The sequence below is a fragment of the Rhizobium sp. AN80A genome (assembly GCF_030053015.1).
GTDB classification, from domain to species: domain Bacteria; phylum Pseudomonadota; class Alphaproteobacteria; order Rhizobiales; family Rhizobiaceae; genus Rhizobium; species Rhizobium metallidurans.
Genome location: NZ_JASJPX010000003.1, coordinates 3247139 through 3271610 on the forward strand (window position 1 = coordinate 3247139; position 24472 = coordinate 3271610).

17 protein-coding genes, 1 tRNA gene and 2 pseudogenes are annotated in these 24472 nt (G+C 63.7%); 13 read left to right on the plus strand and 7 right to left on the minus strand.

Annotated features, from left to right (window positions below):
• Positions 1-16 precede the first annotated feature (16 nt).
• Positions 17-1136: pseudogene (locus P3R82_RS27660) on the minus strand (D-alanyl-D-alanine carboxypeptidase family protein).
• A gap of 155 nt (positions 1137-1291) precedes the next feature.
• On the opposite strand from P3R82_RS27660, the gene P3R82_RS27665 reads away from it, so the two are divergent.
• Positions 1292-2455, plus strand: coding sequence for a M20 aminoacylase family protein (locus tag P3R82_RS27665; protein ID WP_283196074.1), 1164 nt, complete (start codon positions 1292-1294; stop codon positions 2453-2455).
• A 103-nt stretch (positions 2456-2558) separates the two neighbouring features.
• Here P3R82_RS27665 and P3R82_RS27670 read toward each other — a convergent pair.
• Positions 2559-2635: transfer RNA gene (locus P3R82_RS27670), tRNA-Arg, on the minus strand.
• Between the two features lie 327 nt (positions 2636-2962).
• Between P3R82_RS27670 and P3R82_RS27675 the strand changes: the two genes are divergently transcribed.
• From P3R82_RS27675 to P3R82_RS27705, 7 genes are all read left to right on the plus strand, one after another.
• On the plus strand, positions 2963-4717 hold the full coding sequence (locus P3R82_RS27675; RefSeq protein ID WP_283196075.1) for a type I secretion system permease/ATPase: 1755 nt from the start codon (positions 2963-2965) through the stop codon (positions 4715-4717).
• Positions 4714-6033 (plus strand): HlyD family type I secretion periplasmic adaptor subunit, encoded by a 1320-nt coding sequence (locus tag P3R82_RS27680; protein WP_283196076.1) that lies wholly within the window; start codon positions 4714-4716, stop codon positions 6031-6033. The genes P3R82_RS27675 and P3R82_RS27680 overlap by 4 nt, the downstream gene beginning before the upstream one ends.
• 142 nt (positions 6034-6175) lie before the next feature.
• Positions 6176-7609: a family 16 glycosylhydrolase gene (locus P3R82_RS27685; protein WP_283196077.1), complete on the plus strand. Its 1434-nt coding sequence runs from the start codon at positions 6176-6178 to the stop codon at positions 7607-7609.
• Positions 7610-7968: 359 nt separating this feature from the next.
• A complete protein-coding gene (locus P3R82_RS27690) occupies positions 7969-8775 on the plus strand; it encodes a glycosyltransferase family 25 protein (protein ID WP_283196078.1) in 807 nt (268 codons plus the stop codon).
• 88 nt (positions 8776-8863) lie between these two features.
• The gene (locus tag P3R82_RS27695) at positions 8864-9214 is read left to right on the plus strand and encodes a hypothetical protein (RefSeq protein WP_283196079.1); all 351 of its coding nucleotides are present in this window, start codon (positions 8864-8866) and stop codon (positions 9212-9214) included.
• 313 nt (positions 9215-9527) lie between these two features.
• Positions 9528-10040 (plus strand): DUF992 domain-containing protein, encoded by a 513-nt coding sequence (locus P3R82_RS27700; protein WP_183901696.1) that lies wholly within the window; start codon positions 9528-9530, stop codon positions 10038-10040.
• 151 nt (positions 10041-10191) lie between these two features.
• Positions 10192-10344: a hypothetical protein gene (locus P3R82_RS27705; RefSeq protein ID WP_183901695.1), complete on the plus strand. Its 153-nt coding sequence runs from the start codon at positions 10192-10194 to the stop codon at positions 10342-10344.
• Positions 10345-10359: 15 nt separating this feature from the next.
• Here P3R82_RS27705 and P3R82_RS27710 read toward each other — a convergent pair whose 3' ends face one another.
• Together P3R82_RS27710 and P3R82_RS27715 are read right to left on the minus strand one after the other, a co-directional pair.
• Positions 10360-10653 (minus strand): BON domain-containing protein, encoded by a 294-nt coding sequence (locus P3R82_RS27710; protein ID WP_283196080.1) that lies wholly within the window; start codon positions 10651-10653, stop codon positions 10360-10362.
• 55 nt (positions 10654-10708) lie between these two features.
• On the minus strand, positions 10709-11359 hold the full coding sequence (locus tag P3R82_RS27715; protein WP_283196081.1) for a hypothetical protein: 651 nt from the start codon (positions 11357-11359) through the stop codon (positions 10709-10711).
• A gap of 86 nt (positions 11360-11445) precedes the next feature.
• Here P3R82_RS27715 and P3R82_RS27720 point away from each other — a divergent pair, with 86 nt between their 5' ends.
• Together P3R82_RS27720 and dxr are read left to right on the plus strand one after the other, a co-directional pair.
• Positions 11446-11676 carry a hypothetical protein gene (locus P3R82_RS27720; RefSeq protein WP_283196082.1) on the plus strand — a complete coding sequence of 77 codons (231 nt, stop codon included), beginning with the start codon at positions 11446-11448 and terminating at the stop codon, positions 11674-11676.
• Positions 11677-11714: 38 nt separating this feature from the next.
• Positions 11715-12908, plus strand: coding sequence for a 1-deoxy-D-xylulose-5-phosphate reductoisomerase (gene dxr / locus P3R82_RS27725; RefSeq protein ID WP_283196083.1), 1194 nt, complete (start codon positions 11715-11717; stop codon positions 12906-12908).
• Positions 12909-13276: 368 nt separating this feature from the next.
• On the opposite strand, the gene hemA is transcribed toward dxr, so the two are convergent.
• Positions 13277-14491 carry a 5-aminolevulinate synthase gene (hemA, locus tag P3R82_RS27730; protein ID WP_283196084.1) on the minus strand — a complete coding sequence of 405 codons (1215 nt, stop codon included), beginning with the start codon at positions 14489-14491 and terminating at the stop codon, positions 13277-13279.
• A gap of 387 nt (positions 14492-14878) precedes the next feature.
• On the opposite strand from hemA, the gene P3R82_RS27735 reads away from it, so the two are divergent.
• From P3R82_RS27735 to P3R82_RS27745, 3 genes and pseudogenes are all read left to right on the plus strand, one after another.
• Positions 14879-15136, plus strand: coding sequence for a glycine zipper domain-containing protein (locus tag P3R82_RS27735; protein ID WP_283196085.1), 258 nt, complete (start codon positions 14879-14881; stop codon positions 15134-15136).
• 171 nt (positions 15137-15307) lie between these two features.
• Positions 15308-17236 (plus strand): autotransporter assembly complex family protein, encoded by a 1929-nt coding sequence (locus P3R82_RS27740; RefSeq protein ID WP_283196086.1) that lies wholly within the window; start codon positions 15308-15310, stop codon positions 17234-17236.
• Positions 17237-17299: 63 nt separating this feature from the next.
• A pseudogene (locus P3R82_RS27745) lies at positions 17300-23409 on the plus strand (translocation/assembly module TamB domain-containing protein).
• Between the two features lie 102 nt (positions 23410-23511).
• Here P3R82_RS27745 and P3R82_RS27750 read toward each other — a convergent pair.
• Positions 23512-23892, minus strand: a complete 381-nt coding sequence (locus P3R82_RS27750; protein ID WP_183901688.1) for a pentapeptide repeat-containing protein — start codon at positions 23890-23892, stop codon at positions 23512-23514.
• Between the two features lie 130 nt (positions 23893-24022).
• Positions 24023-24451, minus strand: coding sequence for an Lrp/AsnC family transcriptional regulator (locus tag P3R82_RS27755; protein ID WP_018901590.1), 429 nt, complete (start codon positions 24449-24451; stop codon positions 24023-24025).
• Positions 24452-24472 lie beyond the last annotated feature (21 nt).

The following is a 24472-nucleotide window of genomic DNA, read 5'->3' on the forward strand; positions in this document are numbered from 1 at the left end:
TGGAGGTCTGAATGCCTTAGAAGGATGTGGGGCGCGGCTTGGGGATCGGCACGTTGGCGATATCGCCGGTGCCGGCCGTCGCCACCTTGTCGGGCTGCGGCTCGGCCTGGCCGGGGATCAGGCCGGCATAGACGAAGTTCGGCTCGCGATTCATTTCCTGGATATAGGGAGAGCTGATCTTCATGCGGCCGACTTCGTCGCGCGTTTCGCTGCGGATCTTGGCACCCTTGGCGCTGCAGATCTCGGCCGTGATGTCGGCGACCTCCTGGGTCTGGCCGTAGGGCTTCATCGAGCCCAGCGTGTCGGTGCCGGGGAATTGCGATGTGAAACCCTTTTGCAGCATGTCGGCGGAGGCATCGGCGCGGGCGGCAAGGCTGTCTGTGCCGAGCACGACCGAAACGAGCGTGCGGCCGTTGCGGGTGGCCGAACTGATCTGGTTGAAGCCCGAGGCGCAGATGAAGCCGGTCTTCATGCCGTCGGCGCCGGCGAAGCGGCCGATCAGCATGTTGATGGCGGGAATGTTCTGCTTGCCCGTGGTGATCCCCTCCAGCGAGAAGTAGCTGGCATATTGCGGGAAATCGCGGCGCAGGGCGACCGACAGGATCGCGAGGTCGCGGGCCGTCGTGTACTGGCCCTTTCCGGGCAGGCCGTTCGGATTGACGAAGTGGCTGTCGGTCATGCCGAGCCGCTCGGCTTCGGCGTTCATCCTCAGAACGAAGGCGTCCTGCGTACCGCCCACGGCTTCGGCGACGGCCACGGCAACGTCATTGGCGGATTTGACGATCAGGATCTTCCAGCGCGCTGTCGAGCGTCAGCTTCTGGCCGGGCTTGAAATACATCTTGGCCGGCGGCTGGGCGGCGGCGGTCTTGCTCATGGCGATCGGCGTATCGATGCTGATCTGGCCGGAGCGGATCGCGGCGAAGGTGGTATAGATCGTCATCAGCTTGGTGAGCGAGGCGGGATACCACTTGCGGAAGGCTTCCTCGTGCTCGAGCACGCGGCCGCTCTGGACATCGACCAGTATATAAGGGTTGGCATAGGCGGCGGACGTCGCGGAGAAGGCGATGACGGCCGCCGAGGCGGCGATGGAGATCGGCCGCAGGGCGGCAAGCAGGCGATTCTGGCGCGTCGACACGGTTTGTCCTTAAAGATGTCCTGATGTCTCGAAAGTTTCCCCTATTTAACGTATATGGCCATGACATGGCAAAGGCCATTGTCTAACTTATTTGCGAGCCGTGACATACAAGCCCGCTATTGCCGCCGTTTTCGATTTTCAGCAGGGAAGCAAGCATGCCGATTTTGAACAGAGCCGCCGAACTTCAGGACGAAGTGACCGAATGGCGCCGGCACATTCATGAACGGCCGGGCCTGCTCTACGCGGTCGAAGAGACGGCCGCCTTCGTGGCCGAGAAGCTCAAGGAATTCGGCGTCGACGAGATCGTGACCGGCATCGGCCGCACCGGCGTCGTCGGCCTGATCAGGGGCAATGGCGCGGGATCGCGCGCAATCGGGCTTCGCGCCGACATGGACGCCCTGCCGCTCACCGAGATATCGGGAAAGCCATGGGCATCGAAGATATCGGGCAAGATGCACGCCTGCGGCCATGACGGGCACACGGCGATGCTGCTCGGCGCCGCGAAGTATCTCGCCGAGACCCGCAATTTCAACGGCAACGTCGCGGTCATCTTCCAGCCGGCGGAAGAAGGTGGCGCCGGCGGCGACCTGATGGTCAAGGACGGCATGATGGAGCGCTTCGGCATCGAGGAGGTCTACGGCATGCACAACATGCCCGGCCTGCCCGTCGGGCATTTCGCCATCCGCAAGGGGCCGATCATGGCCGCCACCGACGAGTTCACCGTCACGGTCAAGGGGCGCGGCGGCCATGCGGCACAGCCGAACCGCACGATCGATCCGATCGCGATCGGCACGCAGATCATCACCAACCTGCAGATGATCGCATCGCGCAACGTCGATCCGCTGCGCTCGGTCGTGGTGTCGGTCACCAAGTTCAATGCCGGCTTCGCGCATAACGTCATCCCCAACGAGGCCGTGTTCGCCGGAACGGTGCGCACGCTCGACGAGGCGGTGCGCGACCTCGCGGAGACACGTTTCAGGCAGATCGTCGCCGGCGTGGCCGAAGCGCATGACGCCACGGCGGAAATCCAGTTCCAGCGCAATTATCCCGTCACATCCAACCATGCGGACGAGACCGTCTACGCGACAGCCGTGGCGACCGACATCGCGGGCGCCGCCAACGTCAATCCCGATATCGATCCGATGATGGGCGGCGAGGACTTTTCCTACATGCTCAACGCCCGCCCCGGCGCCTTCATCTTCATCGGCAACGGCGATACGGCCGGCCTGCACAATCCGGCCTACGACTTCAACGACGAGGTCATCAGCCACGGCATCTCATATTGGGTGCGGCTGGCCGAACAGCGCCTGGGCGAGTGATCGGCTGATATCGAAGACCCGGGTGCCCCGGGTCTTCCCCGCATCGCGCATGACGCGGCGGAGCCGGCCAGAGCCATGGCAAGAGATTGAACTTTCAGGAAAATGGTGTCCACGAGAGGATTCGAACCTCCGACCCCAGGATTAGGAATCCTGTGCTCTATCCTGCTGAGCTACGTGGACAACGTCCCCTGCATAGCTTGACTGATCGTGTCGATCAACAGGCTTTTGACGACAGGGCCCGTTGAGCCGCCCCCATCTTTCCAATTCCCCGCTCGCCCGTTCGCCGCCGCGAGGCGAGAGGCCATCGGGAAACTGAAATTTTGGGCAGCTGTCTCATAGGAGGACGATCTTGCGTCATGACGGGACATGCCCATGTTGCAGTGCAAAACTCGCGTTAACAGTGAGAAATTTTAGTTTTGCACAACCATAGAAAGAGCAAGTTCTCGTCACTGTTGTGATCCATGTTCGGGACATCACTGCCCCAGTTTCACGCGATCGAGAGGCAATTTGTCCCAATTCAAGGCAAAAACATCCGCGCCGTTCCTGATTTCCGCCCTTTCGTCCGTGCGGGGTACGCTGATCGGGATCGGCATGACGAGCTGCTTCGTCAATATTCTGGCGCTCACCGGCTCCTTCTTCATGCTGCAGGTCTACGACCGCGTCATTCCGGGCCGCAGCCTTCCGACGCTTGTCGGCCTCGGCATCATAACGCTGACGCTCTTCGCCTTCCTGGGGCTGCTCGAACTCCTGCGGTCGCTGGTGCTGGCGCGGCTGGGACAGTCGGTCGACGAGCGGTTCGGGCCGATCGTCTTCCGGTCCTTCGCCACCGCGCCATCGCGGCGGTCCGTGGAGGAGAACGGGCTGCAGCCGATGCGCGATATCGACACGGTGCGCGGGTTCCTTTCCGGGCCGGGGCCGACGGCGCTGTTCGATCTTCCGTGGATGCCCTTCTATCTCGGCCTCTGCTTCCTGTTTCATGTCTGGATCGGGGTGGTCGCGCTGGCGGGCGCGCTCGTTCTGGTCGGCCTCACCATCATCGCCGAAATTCGCACGCGGGCGCCGACACGGGCCGCGGCCGGGATCGCCCTTGAGCGGACGGCGCTTGCCGAAGCCACGCGTCGCAACGCCGAGACGGTGGCCTCGATGGGCTTTTCGCGGCGGCTGGAGGAACGCTGGTCGGCGATCAACCTCCGCTATCGCCAGACGCAATTTCGAACGACCAGCATCACCGTGTCGCTATCGACATTGTCGCGCGTCGTGCGGCTGGTCCTGCAATCGGGCGTGCTCGCGGTGGGCGCCGTTCTCGTCATTCGCCAGGAGGCGACGGGCGGGATCATGATCGCCAGCTCCATCCTGATCAGCCGGGCGCTCGCGCCTGTCGAACTGGCGATCGGGCAGTGGCGGGGCTTTGCCGCGGCGCGCCAGAGCTGGACGCGTCTTGTCCGGCTGAGCGAGGCGGATCGTGTCGGCGATCCCGATGTAAGGCTGCCGGCGCCGACGAAAGGCCTGAAGGTCGAGAACCTGCATCTCTCGGCTCCCGGCGCGACCGTGCCGCTCTTGCGCGGCGTATCGTTCGAAGCCAAGGCCGGCGAGGCGATCGGGATCGTCGGGCCGAGCGCGTCCGGCAAGTCGTCCCTGGCGCGTGGGCTGGTCGGGATATGGGCGGCGCGCGCGGGCGCCGTGCGGCTCGACGACGCGTCGCTGTCGCAATGGGAACCGGAAGCGCTCGGAGCGCACATCGGCTACCTGCCGCAGGAGATCGGCCTGTTCGAGGGAACGATCGCCGAGAACATCGCCCGGTTCGATCCTTCTGCGTCGTCGGAGGCCGTCATATCGGCCGCGAAGGCCGCCGGCATCTATGAGATGATCGTGCGGATGCCCGCCGGTTTCGATACCGTGATCGGCGAGGAGGGCGCGACGCTTTCCGCCGGCCAGCGGCAGCGCCTGGCATTGGCGCGCGCGCTCTACGGCGATCCCTTCCTCGTCGTGCTCGATGAACCGAACGCCAATCTCGACGCGGAGGGAGACGCGGCGCTGACACGCGCCATCGCGGGCGTGCGTGAGCGCGGCGGCGTGGCGATCGTCATCGCCCACCGGCCGAGCGCGCTTGCCGGCGTCGACAAGGTGATGGTGCTCGCCGATGGCCAGATGCGCGGCTTCGGGCCGAAGGAGGAGGTGCTCGGACAGCCCGTGGCCGCCGTCTCGGCGACATTCTCGCCGGTGCGTTTCGGACGGGTGAGCGAGGGGAGGGCGGCACGATGAAGCGTGGTGCAAACAGTGTGGGCGCACCGATCGCCGAGCGCGCCATCCGGCGGCTGGCGCTTCTGGCGCTGGCGGCGGTTCTCGTTCTCGTCGGCGTTCTCGGCAGTCTGGCGGCGACCATCCGCCTCAACGGCGCGGTGATCGCCTCGGGCACGCTCGTCGTCGACAGCTACGTGAAGCCGATCCAGCATCCGAAGGGCGGGACCGTCGGCGAGATCTTCGTTCGCAATGGCGACAAGGTCGAAGCCGGGCAGGTGCTGCTGCGGTTGGACGACACACAGGTGCGCGCGACGGTCGCGATCGTGTCTCGCCGATTGCGGCAGCTGGCGGCGCGCACGGCGCGCCTTTCTGCAGAGCGGGACGGGCGGGAGACGTTTGCGTTTTCCGATCTGGTCACGCAGGCCGCCCCCGAGGAGCGGGAGACGCTGATGCAGGGCGAGCGGCGGCTGTTCGACGACCGGCGGGCCTCGCTCAACGGACAGGTCGCGCAGCTGCGCGAGCGCATTCGCCAGCTCGGCCAGCAGGCGGACGGGCTGGTGTCGCAACAGGATGGCAAGCGGCAGGCGATGCGGATCATCGGCAAGGAGCTGGCGAGCCTTCAGCCGCTGTTGAAACAGGGCATCATACCGGCAACGCGGGTCTACGCGCTGGAGCGCGACGCGGCAAACCTCACCGGCGAGCTCGGCAATCTGGTGGCGTCGGCCGCCGAGGTGAAGGGCAAGGTCGCGGAGACGGAACTGCAGATCATCCAGCTCGGCGACGACAGGCGCAGCGAAGTCTCCGAGCAGCTGCGGCAGGCCGAAAGCGATACCGGCGAATATTCGGAACGGCTCGTCGCGGCCAAGGACGATCTCGAGCATATCGAGATCCGCGCACCGCAGGCGGGCATCGTCCACCAGCTTTCGGTGCATGCGCCGGGTGCGGTGGTGCAGGCGGGGGCCTCGATCATGGAAATCGTTCCCGATGGCGATGCGCTGACGCCCGATCTCAGGCTCGCGCCGCGCGATATCGACCAGGTGGCTCTGGGGCAGACGGTGGTGCTGCGGCTTTCGGCCTTCAGCCAGCGCACCACCATGGAGCTCAATGGACGGGTGGAACGCATCGGCGCCAATCTCACGACCGACCAGCGAACGGGCGAGAGCTATTACAGCGTCCGTGTCGATATCGGGAAGGACGAATGGCGCAGGCTCGGGGCACTGACACCCGTGGCCGGCATGCCGGTGGAGGCGTTCATCGAGACGGGGGAGCGGACGGCGCTCGCCTATCTCGCCAAGCCCTTCACCGACCAAGCGGCGAGGGCCTTCAGGGAGGAATGAAGGCCGGCCTCGACGTGACGTGCGTAATGCCCGATGGCGTCCGGGAGGAGGCGCATCGGGGAAGGGAGGAGCGTTTGGCCATCAGGGCATCGCGAGGATGCCCTTGGCGATATTTCAATGACGAAAACCCTAGGAGATGACCATGCCACAGTCGATTCAGAACGCGGTCGGCGCAAGCCTGTTCTACAGCGGAACATCAACCGCCTGGTTCTCGGCAACAGGATCCGGCCCGGTGCTCAACGGCACCGCCGGCAATGACAGCATATGGGGTGACAGTTCGGTGAACGTGACCATGCAGGGCGGTACGGGTGACGATATCTATTACCTCTACTCCGGCATCAATCGCGCGGCCGAAGCGCCGGGCGGCGGGACCGACACGATCAACACCTGGATGAGCTATACGCTGCCCGAGAACTTCGAGAACCTGACGGTGACGGGGGCCGGGCGCTATGCCTTCGGCAATAGCGCCGACAACATCATCTCGGGCGCCGCGGGCAGCCAGACGATCGATGGCAGGGCGGGCAACGACGTGCTGACGGGTGGCGGCGGCGCCGACACTTTCCTGTTCACGCGCGGCAACGGCAGCGACCTGATCGTCGATTTCAGCAGCGACGACACGATCCGGTTCAACAACTATTCGCTGACCAGCTTCGATCAGGTTCTCAGCCGCTCGACACAGGAGGGCGCCAATCTCAGGATCGACCTCGGGGGTGGAGAGAGCCTCGTGCTCGCCAACACGACGGCTTCGGCCCTCAATGCCGACCAGTTCCAGCTGACGCTCGATCGTTCGGCGCTGTCGCTCACCTTCGCGGACGAGTTCAACAGCCTGTCCCTGCGCAACGGCGACCAGGGAACGTGGGACGCCAAGTTCTGGTGGGCGAGCGAGAAGGGGAGCACGCTGCCCAACAACGCGGAGGACCAGTGGTACATCAATCCTTCCTATGCCGGCACGACCGCGGTCAATCCGTTCTCCGTGCAGAACGGCGTGCTGACGATCACGGCGGCCGAGACGCCGGCGTCGCTCGCCGGGCAGCTGGAAGGCTTCGACTATACGTCCGGCATGCTCAACACCTATTCCACCTTCGCGCAGACCTACGGATACTTCGAAATCCGCGCCGACATGCCGACGGAGCAGGGCGCCTGGCCGGCGTTCTGGCTGCTCCCCGCGGACGGCTCCTGGCCGCCGGAACTCGACGTGGTGGAAATGCGCGGGCAGGAGCCCAACATCGTCAATGTGACGGCGCATTCGATTGCGAACGGCAAGTACACGATGGACCAGACGGCGGTCAATGTCGCGAGCACCGAGGGTTTTCATACCTATGGCGTACTTTGGGACAAGGAGCAGATCGTCTGGTATTTCGACGACGTCGCGGTTGCGAAAGCCGATACGCCCGAGGACATGAACGACCCGATGTACATGATCGTCAACCTCGCCATCGGTGGCATCGCCGGGACGCCGGCCAACGGTCTGCCCAATGGCTCCGAAATGAAGATCGACTACATTCGCGCCTATTCGCTGGACGACAGTCCGGTCGTCGCCGCCGCGCAGACGCCGACGGACGACTGGCAGAGCTGAGCCCGCGAGGGCAAGCTTACCAAGACAATAGAAATTTCCGGGTGGCGTCCCGGAAATTTCACATCTTGTCACAAAATTGTGTTGTATTTTCAGGAGCTAATGTTGGTCGAGGGTTTCGCAGTATTCAGTGAGTATTCCTGATCGATAATCTGAATTTACACTTGAATATGACCGGAAATTGCGCCAAGCACGGCGCAAACTGGCCGTGCAGCTGAGACGTATAAGTCGATGTTGTCTCAAGCCGTGAGTGACATTGAACTGGCCTGATACGGTCTTGAGGATAATGCATGGGTGGCGTGCTCTCCAGCGCTCCGACGTTCAGTCGCGCGGATTTCAAGCGGGAACGATCTTTTCTCACGATGCTGATCAATCTGGACCGCGCGGAAGCGCGGCTTCACTCGATGGCGAGGCAGCTCAACACGCTCGGCCTGCCCTTCGAGCGCATCGCCGCCGTCGACGGCCGCGCGCTCGACTTTCCGATCGCTGCCTACGACGAGGCCGGCTTCCGGCGCCGCCACGGGCGCTTGACCAATCCGGGAGAGGTCGGCTGCTATCTCAGCCATGTGGCCTGCGCGAAGCGGCTTCTGGAATCGACGCATGACCACGCGCTGATCCTGGAAGATGATCTCGTGCTGCCTGACAATCTCGCCACCGTCATCGCCGAGGCCCTGGAAGAGCATCGGCATTGGGACGTGCTGCGCCTGTCGAGCGTCAACAAGGGACGCAAGTTCACGGCTGTTCCGCTTTCGCAGACGCGTTCGCTGGCGATCTCGCTGACACGCGAAAAAGGGTCCGGCGCCTATCTGATCAACCGAAAGGCGGCGGAATGGATGTGCAACGACCTCGTGCCGATGCGGTTGCCCTACGATATCGCGTTCGATCTCGAATTCTTCGACGGGCTGCGCGGGATGTTCATTTCGCCGGTTCCGATCTCGCAGGAAGCGGGCTTTCCTTCCGACATCCAGCAGGGGCGGCGCTTCAGGCTGCCGCTCGCTCAACGCTATCCCGTCTATGCCTATCGCGCGGGACTGGAGATCGCGCGTTTCGCGTTTCGGGCATCGCGGCTGGCGGCCTATCATCTTGGCGCCCTGACCAGTGGCCGCAAAATCAGTGCTCCCCCGAGCACGCAGGACAACCGGCGTGTCGATGACGATCTGGCGGCCTGAGCGTCGCGCCGGCAGCTGACGCTTTTTATGGAACGATGACGATTCTCCTTCGTTGACCACGGGTAGACAACAGCGAAGGAGAAGCATCATGAAAGCGAAACTGATCGCGGCATCGATCCTGGCACTCGGTCTCGCAGGCGGGGCAATGGCCCAGTCCAATCCGAGCCCATCGGGATCGACGATCGGCGGCAGCACGGTCGATAGCGGCGGTGGCGCAAACCCGGATGCTCCGAATACGCCTGGGACATCGCCGACGGTGGTCGATCCGACGGCCACCTACAGCACCACCCCCGGAACAATGAACGCGGGGCCCAATACCAATACGACAGGCACTGTCGATCGGACGCGCTGCCCGCCGCAGCCGATGCCGGGTTCGACGGCCGCGCAGGGTGGCAATAGCGGCGCTTCGCAGAGCGAGGCATGCCCCGACATTCAGTAATCGTCGCTTGGCGATCAAGGATCCCGGCCAATCCCGGGGTCCTTTTTTGTGGGCGCGCCGGCGATCCGGCTTCTCGTCAACGGCGTTCTTGAGGACAAGAATGCGCGACGGCGGTGGAACAACAGGCCATGGTCGGGATTTATTCAGGCGCTAACCGAATGGCGCCCGAAATCAGCCAGAAATCAGGATGCATGTAGCGAATCAGACCCCACACATTTGCTTTTGAGCATTTGTTAATTTTGTTCCTACGGCCGGGGTTGGTAGTTTATAACAAGGCACTATCTTTTTCCGTCAGGATACTAAGGAGACCACAATGAACAAGACAATCGCAACGATCGTCGCGGCAGCTTCGCTGGCTCAAGTCTTCGCCACCTCGGTGGCGGCAGCGGATCTCGTGACGACCTATGAAGAGCCGGATCAGCGCGATGGCGTGAAGATCGGCGTTCTGACCTGCGACGTCGGCGGCGGCGTCGGCTACGTCTTGGGTTCGGCGAAAACCGTCGATTGCGTCTTCAGCGGTACGCGCGGCGCGTCCGATCGCTACAGCGGCACCATCCGCAAGATGGGCGTCGATCTCGGCTTCACCACGCGCGGCCGTCTCGTCTGGGCCGTGTTCGCCCCGACGGCAGGCTATCATCGCGGTTCGCTCGGTGGCCTCTATCAGGGGATCACCGCCGAGGCGACGCTTGCAGGCGGCGTCGGCGCCAACATCCTTTTCGGCGGCACGGCGGGCTCGATCCAGCTGCAGACCATCAGCGTCACCGGCCAGCTCGGCCTCAATGTCGCGGCCACCGGCACATCGGTCACGCTTACGCCGGCCGGCTGATTTTATCATTTGATTTCAAAGGAAAAGCCGTCCCGTCAGGGGCGGCTTTTTCGTTGCCGGCGCGCCGTGCCGGCGTGCCATTTCGAGAAGGGAACATCTGGCCGGCCGTCGCGTTGTTCTGGCAAAGCAGCCAAGCCAAAGGACCAGGCCAATGACCATGAAACTCTCGATGCTCGCGGTTGCGTATCTCCTGATCGGCGGCCTTCTGATCGCCGTCAGCTACCAGCCCGGCGGCCCCGTCACGACACCGAAGACAGACCGCGTCGCCGGCTCCAGCTTCCTGATGGAACGCTTCGCCGGCTAGTGTCGGTCGCTGCGGTCAGCCGACCTCGCCGAGGTTGTCGAGCACGGATTGCGCGACGACAATGCGATTGCGGACCGTGTGATCGCTTGCCGTCGTTTCGGCGACAATGATCGCGCTGGCGAGATCGGCTTTCGTGGCAACCAGGCCGCTGAGAACGATTTCGTCCCGCTCGACCGTGACCGCGATGTGCGAGGCGTCGAAGCCGCTCGCAACCGCCAATGCGGTGGAGACATCTGCTTTCAACGCCGCGTGTTCGTTCATGCCGCCCGAAGACGGTGATCTGCTGTCATCTGCCGCAAAATGTGCCATGTCATGCCTTCCTTCCTCCATCCGAACATTATACCCGCCGGTGCCGCGTGCGTGATCACCATGTGACACGGTAGTTCACATTTACGCTTCCGGACCGGGTGGATGAGCCAGGATTGCTGATGGTTGCGCTCAAATTAAGGTCGGGGAGGATTATCTGGTTCAGTGCCAGCGAACTGGTCACATCGCCAGTGAAGCTTGACACCGTGGCCGCGGCCGAGATCGAGGTGCCGGTCCATGGCTGGATCAGCTTCAGGGCCTGCGAGGTGTCGACGAATGTCTGGCGCGCATCGACGGCGTCATAGCGGACCTGCACGAAGCGGGTCGAGACCATGTCCAGCGTATCGGAGAAAATCCAGCTGCGGGACCGGCTAAGCATCAGCGCGCCGCTACCCCGCAGCGTATCGACGCGCAGGCTCGCCGACCGCTCGGCGCGGGCGGCGGGCGTGACGCTGACCTTGGTGATCTTGCCCCAGAGCGAGGCCTGCTCGGAGCCGCCGAGCAGGACGCCGCCCTTCGATGCCGCAAGGCCGATATCGGCGCCGGCGCTGGTTTCCCATTCGGTGGGCAGGCGAAAGCCCATGGTCGCCTTGTAGGAGCGCTCGGACACCTTTACCGGTGTCCAGATGACGAGGTTTTCCGCGTAGACGCGCGGTGCGAATGAGATGAGCGCGGCGGGCAGAAGCAATAAACTGCTTGTCGTTCTCATGGCCATTTGTCCCTTCGTAACGGTCAGGGTCTTCTGGTCGATGTCGGTCTCAGGCATGAACGCACGAAAGCGCGCGGGAATTCGCCTTGCAAACCCAACATCAGCTCTGGTTTTTGTCGCGTCCGGCCTTGGCGCGGATACGGAAGCAGGCGCGAAATCTGCGCCGCCGGAGCTTTAAAATTGCAACCGATACGATTGCCGATGCTCCTATCCCTGAGGATTGTTATCAGGATCACATCGACCGGCTGGGATGTAAACCCCTCGCGGCAAAAAATCTGCTGCACTGCACACTTGCCGCTCATTCCAATCCCCTGTAGAGCCGAGGACAAATGCGGGAATTTTGGCGAAATCCTTGATGACATCAGGCAAAAGCGGGCCTCGGCGCCTCAGCATCTTCGGTTCCACCGGCTCGATCGGGCAAAATACGCTCGACGTGGTGAAACATCTCGGCGGTCGCGAAAGTTTCGAGATTTCCGTGCTGACGGGCAACGAAAACGTCGATCTGCTGGCGCAGCAGGCGCGCGCTGCCGGCGCCAGGCTCGCGGTAACGGCGAGTGAAAGCCATTACGAGGCGCTGAAGGGCGCGTTGTCGGGAAGCGGAATCGCGGTCGCCGCCGGTCAATCCGGGTTGATGGAAGCCGCGGACCTCGATGCCGACTGGGTGATGGCGGCGATCGTCGGCACGGCCGGCCTCGCGCCGACGCTTGCCGCGGCCCGCAAGGGCGCCGATATCGCGCTCGCCAACAAGGAATGCCTGGTTTCCGCCGGTGACCTCTTCGTGGAGTCCGTGCGCCGTTGCGGCGGCAAGCTTTTGCCCGTCGACAGCGAGCACAATGCGATCTTCCAGGTGCTGGAGGAAAACCAGCGTCATGCCGTGGAACGGATCATCCTGACGGCGTCGGGCGGACCATTCCGCAACGCCTCGCTCGAGGAGATGGCGGGTGTGAACGTCGAGACGGCGCGGGCGCATCCGAACTGGTCGATGGGCTTGAAGATCTCGATCGACAGCGCCTCGATGTTCAACAAGGCGCTCGAAATGATCGAGGCCAAGCATCTGTTCGGGCTGGCGCCGGATCAGATCGAGGTCATCGTGCATCCGCAATCGGTGATCCATTCGATGGTGGGCTACACCGACGGTTCGGTGCTGGCACAGCTCGGCGCGCCGGATATGCGGACCGCGATCGGTTACGCGCTGGCGCATCCGCGCCGGCCGAACCTGCCGATCGAGCGGCTCGATTTCGCCAAGCTGGCGCGGCTGGATTTCGAGGCGCCGGACGAGGCGCGCTTCCCGGCGCTGCGCCTTGCAAGGCTCGCGATGACGCGCGGCGGTGTGCAGGGCGCGGTTCTGAACGCCGCCAAGGAAGTGGCGCTGGAAGCCTTCATCGCCGGCCGCCTGTCATTCCTCGCCATGGCCGACGTGACGGAAGCCGTCATGGATCAGCTGGTGCATCTGCCCGATGCCGCGACGATGGACGACGTGTTCGCCGTCGACCAGGAAGCCCGGCAGCGGGCCGCCGCACTGGTGGCAATCCGCGAAAAAGCGGCCTGAGGGGCTGGTTGCGGGCGGTCCGCGACGTACGCGAGTGTGCGGCACTGTTTTCGTCGAATAGGTTACGGCGTTCCCAAACCCACGACCGTCATGCTCGGTCTTGTGCCGAGCATCTGCTGAGCGGCCAACTTGCTGGACGTGGATGGACGCTTGGCGGGACAGAAGACGCGGGTTGGCGGTAGAGTGAAGAGCTTGCTTCGCTCTTCCATACACCCAGCACCGTTGCATTCCGGGCAACGTGCTTAGATCCTCGGGACGAGCCCGAGGATGACGCGGCGAGTGGGGTTTCCGCGTTCTTTCAATAGCTTATGACTCTCGCTGTCTGCCGTAGGCTCCAAGCCGAGAGTGCAGCGCCGTCGCGCGTCACTTTACGCGACGTGCCGAGCCAGGGCGCAGCGTGACCACAGCGAGTGCAGCGCTTCCACCAGATGCTCGATGTCGGCATCGGTGTGCAGCGGCGTGGGGGTGATGCGCAGGCGTTCGGTCTTGACCGGAACCGTCGGGTAGTTGATCGGCTGGACGTAGACGTCGCAGTTGTCGAGCAGCAGGTCCGAGATCCACTTGCACTTGGCGGCGTCGCCGACCATCACGGGGACGATGTGGCTCGGGTTCGGCATATGCGGGATGCCGGCCTTGTCGAGCTTGGCGCGCAGCAGGCGGACACGGTCCTGGTGGCGGGCGCGTTCGAACGGGCTGACCTTCAGGTGCTGGATCGAGGCAACGGCACCGGCGGCGAGCGTCGGGGGAAGCGCCGTGGTGAAGATGAAGCCCGATGCGAAGGAGCGGATGAAGTCGCAAAGCGCCGCGGACGCCGCGATATAGCCGCCCATGACGCCGAAGGCCTTGCCGAGCGTGCCTTCGATAACCGTCAGGCGGTCCATCAGGCCTTCGCGTTCGGCGATGCCGCCGCCGCGCGGGCCATACATGCCGACAGCATGGACTTCGTCGAGATAGGTCATGGCGCCGTACTTGTCGGCGAGGTCGCAGATTTCCTTGATCGGCGCGATATCGCCGTCCATCGAATAGACGCTCTCGAAGGCGATCATCTTCGGCGCCTTCGGATCGGCGGCGGCGAGCTTGGCTTCCAGATCCTGCAGGTCGTTGTGCTTCCAGATGACGCGATCGCACTTGGCGTAGCGGATGCCCTCGATCATCGAGGCGTGGTTTAGCGCATCCGAGAAGATGATCATGCCGGGGATCTTGGCGCCGAGCGTGCCCAGCGCCGCCCAGTTGGAGACGTAGCCCGAGGTGAAGACCAGGGCTGATTCCTTGCCGTGCAGATCGGCGAGTTCGCGCTCGAGCAGAACGTGGTAGTGGGTGGTGCCAGAAATATTCCGGGTGCCTCCCGCACCCGCGCCACAGTGATCGATGGCGTTCTTCATCGCCTCGATCACCTTGGGGTTCTGGCCCATGCCGAGATAGTCGTTGGAACACCAGACGGTCACATCCTTCGGCCCCTCGGGGGTGTGGCGCGTGGCGCGCGGAAAACTGCCGCGGTGACGTTCAAGATCGGCGAACACACGGTAGCGGCCTTCCTGGTGAAGGCCCTCCAGCTCGCTCTTGAAGAATGCTTCGAAATCCATCTCATGCTCCAGTATCGTGCAGGCGTTTTCCGCCCAAGGACGACTGCACGTCAACCCTTCCGGTCCGATTTAGCACCATGTGCGTCAATTGGCCCATAGTTTCGAATTACTTTAATTTGAAATTGGCGCGCTTGGCCAGATCAATCGCGCATCGCGGCGGTGGGCACGGTGCCCAGGATGGTTCTTGGTGACCGATTTACGAGCGGCTTTGCGTGCGTCCCGTCGACTGAAATCGAGCGGAGGGGTGGATTGCCCCTTATTGCGCCATAGTTTGCGGTCTAGGTTACGAAAAAGACAGGAATCAGGGACAACCATCGCCCATCGGGCACCGTCCATCGGACATGGCCCATCGGCACTGCCCATCGGGCAATCAAACAGGAGTTATTGATGAAAAAGATTATTGCGCTCGCATTTATCGGCCTATCGATCGCCGGCTGCACGCCGACGCAGCAGGGTGCCGGCATCGGTGCCGCATCCGGGGCCATCATCGGTGGCGCGGTGACGGGTGATGTTCGCGGCGCAGCCGTGGGTGCCGCTGTCGGCGGCGTGTCCGGCGCGCTCATCGGCCGCGTCGCCGAACAGCCCGGCCAGTGCTACTACCGCGACCAGTATGGCCGCCGCTATATCGACGATTGCCGCGGCTGATCGTTCGCCAAAGCCTTTCAAATCCCGGGTCTCTGGCCCGGGATTTTTGTTTTTTTGCGCTAAATCAGCAATCATGCGCTTTAAAACGGTACAACAAAATGAATTTTGCCGCTAAGGTCGCATCAGGCCGGGGGCGCACAGCTTAATTCCAATGTAACCAAAAAGCGGCGGATGCAGATCAGACGGAAGTCACCGAAACCGGGTATTGCGTATCGGCGAGCAGGCATCGTGACAATGGTCGCGGTGACGACCGCGTTGTCACCGGCACTCGTGGCGGACGCCTACGCCTTCAAGCTTTTCGGGATCAACTTTTTCGGCAAGGACGATACGGACGCCAACCAGGTGCCCGATCCTGTTCGCTACGAGGTGACGCTGACATCGGACGCCGCCGATCCTGATCTCAAGGAAGCGCTCGAAAACAGCTCGCGCCTGGTCAGCGACAAGGAGCAGCCGGTTTCGGGCGACCTCGGCGTCGTGGTCAAGGCGCGCGACGATCGCGATCGGCTGATCGCGGCGCTTTACGAGAAGGCACGTTATGGCGGCGTCGTGACCATTACCGTCGACGGCCGCAATATCGACGACCTGCCGCCGAACCCGACCTTCGATCGCTCGCGCCCGGTCCCCGTCAATGTCAGCGTTGCCGCCGGGCCGGTATTTCGTGTGCGAGAGGTGCAGTTCGGCGGCGACGCGGCCAACCGCAACCCCGCCGATTACGATCTCGGGCCGGGCGCTTCGGCCGGGTCGCTGACGATCATCAAGGCCGGCGACAAGATCGTCGAGCAGCTGAAGAGCGATGGGCGGCCGCTGGCGAAGCTGACCACGCGCAAGGTGGTGGCCGACCACCGCACGAATACGGTCGACGTCGTGCTCGCCGCCGAGGGCGGACCGGTCGCGCCGATCGGAACGGTCGGGGTCACGGGCGCCAAGGCGGTGCGGCCGGATTTCATCGAGCGCTATTCGCGCATCAACAAGGGCGATCGCTACTCACCGGAAGCGCTGAAGAAGGCCGGCGAGCGGCTGCGGGCGCTCGGTGTGTTCTCCAGCGTCACCCTGCGTGAGGGCGACCAGCTGGCCGGCGACGGCAGCCTGCCGATGATCATCGAAGTGTCCGAGGGCAAGCAGCGCTATTTCGGCGTCGGTGCGCAGTATTCGACGGTCGACGGCTTCGGCCTCAATGGCTACTGGGGCCATCGCAACCTGTTCGGAGGGGCGGAAGGGCTGCGCGTCGAAGGCGCCGTCGGTCGGCTTGGGGATGCGACGGCTCTGGGCGATCTCGACTTTTCGGCGGGTATCACCTTCACCAAGCCCGGCGCCTTCGTGCCGTCGGGGACGCTGATCGCCAGCATTCTGGCCAAGAGCGAAAACCCCGATGCCTATAGCGCCAAGCTGGTGACGGCATCGCTCGGCTATTCCTACGAACTCAACGATACCGACACGTTTACCGGTGCGGGCGAGGTCAGCTGGGAAAAGGACGACGATGCGTTCGGCACCAACACCTATCTGACCTTCGCGGCTCCCTTGCAGTTCGACCGTGATGCGCGCGATAACAAGCTCGACCCGACGTCGGGCTACCGGGCGATGGCCAAGGTGACGCCGAGCTACGAAGCCTATAACGGCACGATCTTCTCCGCCTTCGAGGGTTCGATATCGGGCTATTACGGTCTTGGCGCCGAAGACCGGATCGTGCTCGCCGGCAAGCTGTCCGCCGGCTTCCTGCTCGGCGCCGACGATCTGGCGAACATTCCGGCGACCCGGCGCTTCTTTGCCGGCGGCGGCGGATCGGTGCGCGGTTACGGCTATCAGGAAATCTCTCCCTACAACGCCGCCAACCAGGCGACGGGCGGGGCTTCCTTCATGACCGCGTCGTTCGAGACGCGCGTCAAGGTGACCGACACGATCGGCATCGTGCCCTTCATCGATGTCGGGGTGGTCTCCGCCGATGTCGCGCCCGATTTTTCGGATATCAGGGCCGGTGCGGGTATCGGCCTGCGCTACGCCACGCCTTTCGGTCCGATCCGGCTTGATTTCGCCGTTCCCCTCAACAAGTTCGAGGGTGGGACGGATTACGGCATCTATGCTGGCATCGGTCAGTCGTTCTAAACAGGTTCAGGCTCGCAGCGAGGTTGCGATAGCCGTGCAGAAAACGGGATAGTAACCGGGTCCATGCTTACGCTGACGAATATCTCCAGGTGGATTGTGCGACTGCTCGGCTATGGCGCCGGCGTGGCTCTGGTCCTGCTTGCCGTGGCCATCGCGATCTTCGGCTTCACCGGCTTCGGCGCCCGCATTCTCGTGGACAAGGTGACCTCGACCATCTCCAACCGCGACATGACCGTCCGCGTGCTCGACCCGCAGGGCCTGCTGACCGGCGGTTTCGGCGCCACGCGCATCGTGCTGTCGGATACACGCGGCACGTTCGCCGACATAGACGGCCTGTCGATCAACTGGAATCCGCTGGCGCTCTTCGCCGGGCGCTTCCAGGCGACGCGCGTCGAGGCTGACGCCATCCGCGTCCTGCGTAAGCCGGTTCGCACATTGCCGTCGCGGCCGGAGACGGAAGGCGGCGATGGCGGGGGCTTCTCGCTTCCTCTCAAGATCGTCATCGATCAGGTTTCCCTGCCGAAGATCAGCCTGTCGCAACCGCTGATCGGGCGCGCCTTCACGCTGTCGGCCGATGGCAGCGTGCGTGCCGATTCGAACGGCGGCGATGCCAATATCACGGTCAACCGCCAGGATGTTCCGGATGCAAAGCTTACCGCCGACGTCGCCTTCCTGCCTGACAACAGCCAGCTGACGGTCAAGGCCAAGCTCAACGAACCCAAGGGCGGACTGCTCGCCGGCGTGCTGGCCTTGCCGAACAACCCGGCTGTCGAGATCAGTCTCAATGGCGACGGGCCGATCGCCGACTGGCGCGCCAAGCTGCAGGCCTCCCTCGATGGCCAGCAGCGCGCCGCGATCGACGCGCGCCATACGCTGACGCAGGACCAACTGCTGCACAATGTCGAGATCAAGGGCGGCGGCGACCTGAGTTCTCTCATGCCGGCGGCGTTCCGGCCGCTTTTCGCCGGCCAGACGAACATCGATCTGGCCGCGAACTTCGACAATGCCGGCAAGATCGATATCCAGACCGGCAACGTGGCGACCGGCGCCGTCGTCATCGCGGCCTCCGGCACGCTGGATCGAAGGGCAAGAACAGCCTGAACGCGAATGTGCTCGGGACATCCGGTCCGGTCGATTTCCGCTGGCCGCTGGCGCAGGGCGAAGCGCGCTTCATGATATCCGGCGTCAATCTGGCGCTGACGGGTGACGCCAAGGCGTCGCGGCTGAACGTCAGCGCCTCGCTCGACACCGCCGTGCTGCCACAGGCGACGATCGGCAATGTGAAGCTTACGGCCAAGAGCGACAACTTCAATCTCAGCGGCCGCTCCGGCGCCGTGCAGATCCGCCTCGTCGCCGGCGAGATGACCTTCGCCAATCCCGATATCAACCGGGCGGTTCAGGGGCCGGTGACGATCGTCCTGCCGCTCCAGATCTCGCCGGCCACCATCGGCTTCAACGGCGCGACGATCGAGAGCGCGTCCGCCAACGCCAGCCTCAACGGCGCGTATCAGCTCACCGACAATTCGCTGACCGGTAACGCCAAGCTGACCGTCGAGCCACCGGCGATGCCGCCCGCCGTCGCGGCGCGGTTCAAGACGCCCGTGACGATCGAGGGCCAAGTGGCGGGGATCATTCCCGACAAGATCAATCTGTCGAACCTCGGCATCAAGTCGGACCTTACCGTCGCCACGGGCAATGTGGTCCTCGACGGCACGACGCTGAATGCGACGCTTGCCGGCCGTGTTCCCGATATCAAGCCGCTGCTCGACACCGCCTCCGGCGAGGTGAACTACACGCTGAAGGCCGGCGGCGATCTCTCCGCGCTCGCGCTCTCGGCCGATCTCAAGGCACCGGCCATCGACATGGCCGGGCGAGGGCTCACGGATCTCGATGTGGCGCTCACCGCGACCGCCGATCCGAAAGCGCCCAAGGCGCAGGTGAGGGCGACCGGCAAGATCGATGGCCAGGCGATCGACATCAGCACCGACGTGCTGTCGCAAGACGGGCAGACGACGCTGCCGTCGATCAAGGCCAATGTCGGCAACAACAGCCTGAGCGGTCGCGTTGCTCTATCCGAGAGCTTCGCACCATCAGGCGCGCTGACATTCGACCTGCCCGATCTGAGCCTGATTGCGGCGCTGGCCGGGCAGAAGGCTGAAGGCGATCTCAAGGGGGCGGTAGACATCAGCAACGATGCCGGCAGGATCGGCCTGAAGGTCGCGGCGACGGGCGGCGGCGTGAAGCAGGGCAATTTCGCGATCGTCAGCCCCAATGTCGACGTCACCGTCACCGATCTCAAGGCCTTCGCGGCGACCGGATCGATCAAGGCCGACGAAGTCGCATCCGGCGTCAACAAGATCGACAGCCTGGCCGTGAATTTCACGCAGCTCGGGAACCGGACGAATTTCAGCCTCGACGGCTATTACGACGACCAGCCGCTGGTGGCGGGCGGCGGTGTCGAGACGAATGCCGGCACGACGCTGGTTCAGCTCGATCGCTTCTCGGCCAAGCCGCGCGGCATCGCCGTCGATCTCGCCGCGCCGTCGCAATTGGCGATCACTGATGGCACGGTGACGCTCGATGGGCTCGAGATCAAGACCGGCGAGGGCGCGATCAACGTGACCGGCTCGGTCGGGCAAGCACTCGCCATCAACGGCGTGGTCAAGCAACTGCCGGCGAGCCTTGCCAACAGCTTCGTGCCCGATCTCGATGCCACGGGCGCGATATCGGGCAAGGTCGCTGTGTCCGGAACGCCTGCGGCGCCGGTGGCCGAATTCACGCTCGATTGGAAGAACGCCGCGACCAGCCAGACGAAGGGCGCCGGGCTTTCCGCGCTTGCGATCGGCGCCAACGGCACGTTCGCGGACAACAAGCTCGATTTCAAGACGGAGTTGAGCGGCAAGGGCGGCGTTTCGATGAAGGCCGCCGGCAATTTCGTGACCTCGGGGCAGAACGCGCAAGCGCTGCAGGTCGAGGCCGATATCGTCAACATTCCGGCGGGGCTGGCCAATGCCTTCGTTGCCGGTCTCGATGCCGAAGGCGCCATCACCGGCAACGTCACCGCTTCGGGCAAGCTTCCCGCGCCGGCGCTCGATTTCCGGCTGAACTGGAAGAACGCGGCCACCAGCCAGACCAAGGTCGCCAAGCTCTCCTCGCTCGGGCTGACGGCAAGCGGCAAGCTGGAAAACAACGTCCTCAATTTCAATGCGAATGCCGGCGGCAGCGGCGGGTTTGCCATCAAGGCGGATGGCAGCTTCGTCGTTACCAGCAATGAAGCGCAGACGCTGAAGGTAAACGGCACGCTCGCCAATATTCCGGCGGTCCTTGCCAACGCCTTCGTGCCCGATCTCGCCGCCCAGGGCATGATATCGGGAAGCTTCGGGGTGTCCGGCAAGCTGCCGATGCCGGCAGCTCAGTTCCGGCTGGACTGGAAGAACGCCTCGACCAGCCAGATCAAGGCGGCGGGCCTTTCCGGTGTCGGCGCCTCCGTTAGCGGGACGTTCGCGGACAATACGCTGACCTTCGACAGCAATGTTTCGGCCACCGGCGGCATGTCGGTGAAGGCGGCGGGTAATCTCAAGCTTCAGAATTCGGCGATCGGCGATCTCAAGGTCGATGCCACGGTGAGCGCGGTTCCGGCCGGTCTCGCCAATGGCTTCGTCGATGGCCTTGGCGCCAGCGGCACGATTTCCGGCACGGCTTCGGCATCCGGCACGCTACAGCAACCGAAGGCCAGTTTCGATCTCGCATGGACCGATGTCGCGACCAGCCAGACGAAGGCGGCGAAGCTGCCCGCCATGGCGCTGACGCTGAAAGGGACGCTCCAGGATAAGGCGCTCGATTTCACGACGAAGCTGGACGGGCAGGCCGGCGCGGCGCTCGCGGCCACCGGCAAGGTCGGGATCGAGGGGACGCGGCCGACGACGATCGAGGCCGATGCGACGCTCAACAATCTGCCGGCAGCACTTGTCAGCAGCTTCGTTCCCAATCTCGATGCCGGCGGCATGATCTCGGGGACGGCCAAGGTTTCCGGCGCGTTGCCGCTGCCATCGGTCGATTTCAAGCTCAACTGGGCGAACGCGACGACGCGGCAGACCAAGAGCGCCAACCTTTCGGCGCTGAGCCTCGATGCGACGGGCAAGTTCGCCGACAACAAGATCAATTTCGACGCCAATCTGGCCAGCAACAGCAAGACATTGCTGCAGGCCAAGGGGACGGCGGCACTCACCGGCGCCAATATCCAGGGGCTTTCCGTCGATGCCGATATCACCGATCTGCCGGCGAGCCTTGCCAACGGCTTCGTACCCGGTCTCGGCGCCGAGGGCACGATTTCGGGCCGGGCGAAGACCTCGGGGACGCCTGCCAATCCTGTCATCGACTTCAACCTCGACTGGAGGAACGCGGCGACAACGCAGACGCGGGCCTCCGGCGTCGGCGCGCTGTCGGCCAATGCCAGCGGCAAGCTTGCCGACAACAAGCTCGACTTCACCACCAATCTCACCGGCAACAACGTGGCGCTGAAGGCGGCGGGCAATTTCGTGGTCGCGGGCGCCAACGCGCAATCGCTCGCCGTGAAGGCCGACATATCGAACCTCCCGGCGGGACTGGCCAACGCCTTCGTTCCGGGACTTGCAGCCGAGGGCAATATTTCTGGCACGGTCAACGCCTCCGGCAAGCTGCCGATGCCCGATGTCGACTTCAAGCTCGACTGGCGCAATGCGGCGACCAGCCAGACCCGGGGTGCGGGCGTCTCGCCGCTTGCGATCGGCGCCAACGGCAAGCTCGCCTCCGGCCGGCTCACCATCGACACCACCGTCACCGGGGATGCCGGCCTGTCGTTGAAGGGTGGCGGCAACCTCGCCATCTCCGGCAACCGGGTGCTCGACATGCGCTTTTCCGGCAACCTTCCCTTTGCCGTTCTCGGCGCGCAGCTCGCCGCGCAAGGCTTCGTCGCCGAAGGCAACGCCAATTTCAATCTGCAGGTCGGCGGCACGGCGAGTGCGCCCGTGATCAACGGAACGGTCGCCACCAGCGGCGCCAAGGTCATCGACGTCCGGCGCAATCTGGAGATCAACAGCCTGACCGCCGATATCCGCTTCGACGGGCAGCGCGCGGTGATCTCGCGTCTGACCGGGCAGCTTGCGAGCGGCGGCAACATCGCGGTGACCGGCGATGTCGGCATTCAGCCGGCGGCGAACTTCCCCGCCAATATCGATGTGACGCTCAACAAGGCCGTCTATGTCGACGGTACGCTCGTGGTCGCCACGGTCGATGGCACGATCGGCCTGCGCGGGCCGCTCACCGCCAATCCGACGCTGAACGGCAAGCTCAGGCTCGAAAAGGCCTCGATCACCGTTCCTGAAAAACTTCCGACTTCGCTGCGCGAGATCGATATCCGCCACAAGAACGCGCCGAAGGCGGTTCTCGCCCAGCTGCGCGACACGACGCAGGAAGGCGCAAGGGGTAAATCGAGCACGCTCAATCTCGACATCCAGCTCGATGCGCCCTCGCAGATCTTCGTGCGCGGACGCGGAATCGACGCCGAGCTCGGCGGCAGTGTGACCATCCGGGGCACGGCGTCGGTGCCTGTCGTTTCCGGCGGCTTCACCATGCGGCGCGGGCGCCTCACCATCCTCAACCGCCGGCTCGACTTCTCCGACAAGAGCCGGATCACCTTTGCCGGCGATCTGACGCCGGCGCTGCAGATGGCGGCGACCTCGACGTCGGGAACGACGACGCTCACCGTCGATGTGGCGGGGCTGGCGACCGATCCCGCCATCACCTTCTCCTCTTCACCCGCGCTGCCGCAGGACGAGGTGCTGGCACAGCTGATCTTCGGGCAGTCGATGTCGAAGCTGTCGGCGCTGCAGATCGCCCAGCTCGCCGACGCCGTCAGCCAGCTCGCGGGCGGCCGCTCGACCTCGCTTTTCCAGGGATTGCGCAACCAGCTCGGGGTCGACGACTTCGATATCAGCACCGATGCCAACGGCCAGACCAATGTCGGCGTCGGCCGCTATCTCAACGAGCGCACCTATATCGAGCTGCAGCAGAACACCAAGGACGGCGCCAAGGCGATCATCAACCTCGATGTCGGGCGCGGCGTGAAACTGCGCGGGGCGGCAGGCGCCAATGGCGCGGGGGAAGCGGGCGTGGTGTACGAGAAGGAGTATTGATGGGGGCGACACCGGCGGAACGATCGAGAATTTCCGCAGCGGGTGCGCGCCGCGCACGCCGCAAGCCGAACGGATTCACATTGCCGACGTACGAGCCGACCCTCAGCCCTTCATATGTTCATATGCCTTGAATAGATCGGTTACGAGAACTCCATTGATCCTCATCCCGGTCAAATCGGCATCGTCGATGTTCGAATCCGCCAATGTGACACCACTTATGGTCAGCCGCGACAGGTTTGCATTCGTGACAGCGGCGCCGGACAGATTGACGTTATCAAAGCGCGCCCCTGCCAGGTTCACATCGTCAAAAGCCGCTTGGCACAGATTGGTGTCGATGAACTTCGCGTTCGTCAAAACAGCATAAAATCGTGCGTCTGTGAGATCTACGCCATCGAAGCTGGCGCCTGACATGTCAGCACGCTCGTAACGAGTTCCCTGCATTTGAGGGCCATCGAAAGGTGAACTTTCCTGCTCGTCGTTCATCATCATTTCCTCCAGTGGATTATGATCGCTGTACGAAGAATACCTGGCTTGGTTGTATCTCAAAGCAAACAGTGCGCGCGCGGCTTAGAATTGAGGAACCAATCCATCGCTTTCAGCCGGCTAGGAGGCCTTAAAAGCTGGTCTTCCTCGTCTTCAGCAGTATGTTCGTTTCGGTCGTGTTGATGCCGTCGATCAGTCTTATGCGGCGCAGCGTTTCGTCGAAGGAGACGAGGTCACGGTCTTCGAGTTCGGCGATGAAATCCCATTTGCCGTTGGTGCTGTGGAGCGCGCGCACCTGCGGCAGGCCGCGCAGTTGGTCGGCGACCTTGTCGGCGAGCTTGCCGAGCACCTCGATCATGACGATGGCGCGCACGCCGGCGGCGCGGGTTTCGTGGCCGGTGCGGATGGTGAAGGCGGCGATGGTGCCGTTGGCGACCAGTCTGTCGATGCGCGCGGCGACGGTGGCCCGCGAGGCGCCGGTCATGGCGGCAAGCGACGAGACGGGCGCGCGGGCATTGTGGCGCAGGGCGCTCAGCAGTTCCTGATCGAGATCATCCATATATCACTTTGTATGGCTGGA

Bases quoted from the DNA above. Each gene is read 5' to 3' on its own strand.
- dxr (WP_283196083.1), top strand. From the start codon at position 11,715: ATGACATCAGGCAAAAGCGGGCCTCGGCGCCTCAGCATCTTCGGTTCC.
- P3R82_RS27715 (WP_283196081.1), bottom strand. From the start codon at position 11,359: ATGAGAACGACAAGCAGTTTATTGCTTCTGCCCGCCGCGCTCATCTCA.
- P3R82_RS27705 (WP_183901695.1), top strand. From the start codon at position 10,192: ATGACCATGAAACTCTCGATGCTCGCGGTTGCGTATCTCCTGATCGGC.
- P3R82_RS27665 (WP_283196074.1), top strand. From the start codon at position 1,292: ATGCCGATTTTGAACAGAGCCGCCGAACTTCAGGACGAAGTGACCGAA.
- P3R82_RS27700 (WP_183901696.1), top strand. From the start codon at position 9,528: ATGAACAAGACAATCGCAACGATCGTCGCGGCAGCTTCGCTGGCTCAA.
- P3R82_RS27740 (WP_283196086.1), top strand. From the start codon at position 15,308: ATGCAGATCAGACGGAAGTCACCGAAACCGGGTATTGCGTATCGGCGA.
- hemA (WP_283196084.1), bottom strand. From the start codon at position 14,491: ATGGATTTCGAAGCATTCTTCAAGAGCGAGCTGGAGGGCCTTCACCAG.
- P3R82_RS27690 (WP_283196078.1), top strand. From the start codon at position 7,969: ATGCTGATCAATCTGGACCGCGCGGAAGCGCGGCTTCACTCGATGGCG.
- P3R82_RS27750 (WP_183901688.1), bottom strand. From the start codon at position 23,892: ATGAACGACGAGCAGGAAAGTTCACCTTTCGATGGCCCTCAAATGCAG.
- P3R82_RS27685 (WP_283196077.1), top strand. From the start codon at position 6,176: ATGCCACAGTCGATTCAGAACGCGGTCGGCGCAAGCCTGTTCTACAGC.
- P3R82_RS27735 (WP_283196085.1), top strand. From the start codon at position 14,879: ATGAAAAAGATTATTGCGCTCGCATTTATCGGCCTATCGATCGCCGGC.
- P3R82_RS27695 (WP_283196079.1), top strand. From the start codon at position 8,864: ATGAAAGCGAAACTGATCGCGGCATCGATCCTGGCACTCGGTCTCGCA.
- P3R82_RS27710 (WP_283196080.1), bottom strand. From the start codon at position 10,653: ATGGCACATTTTGCGGCAGATGACAGCAGATCACCGTCTTCGGGCGGC.
- P3R82_RS27680 (WP_283196076.1), top strand. From the start codon at position 4,714: ATGAAGCGTGGTGCAAACAGTGTGGGCGCACCGATCGCCGAGCGCGCC.
- P3R82_RS27755 (WP_018901590.1), bottom strand. From the start codon at position 24,451: ATGGATGATCTCGATCAGGAACTGCTGAGCGCCCTGCGCCACAATGCC.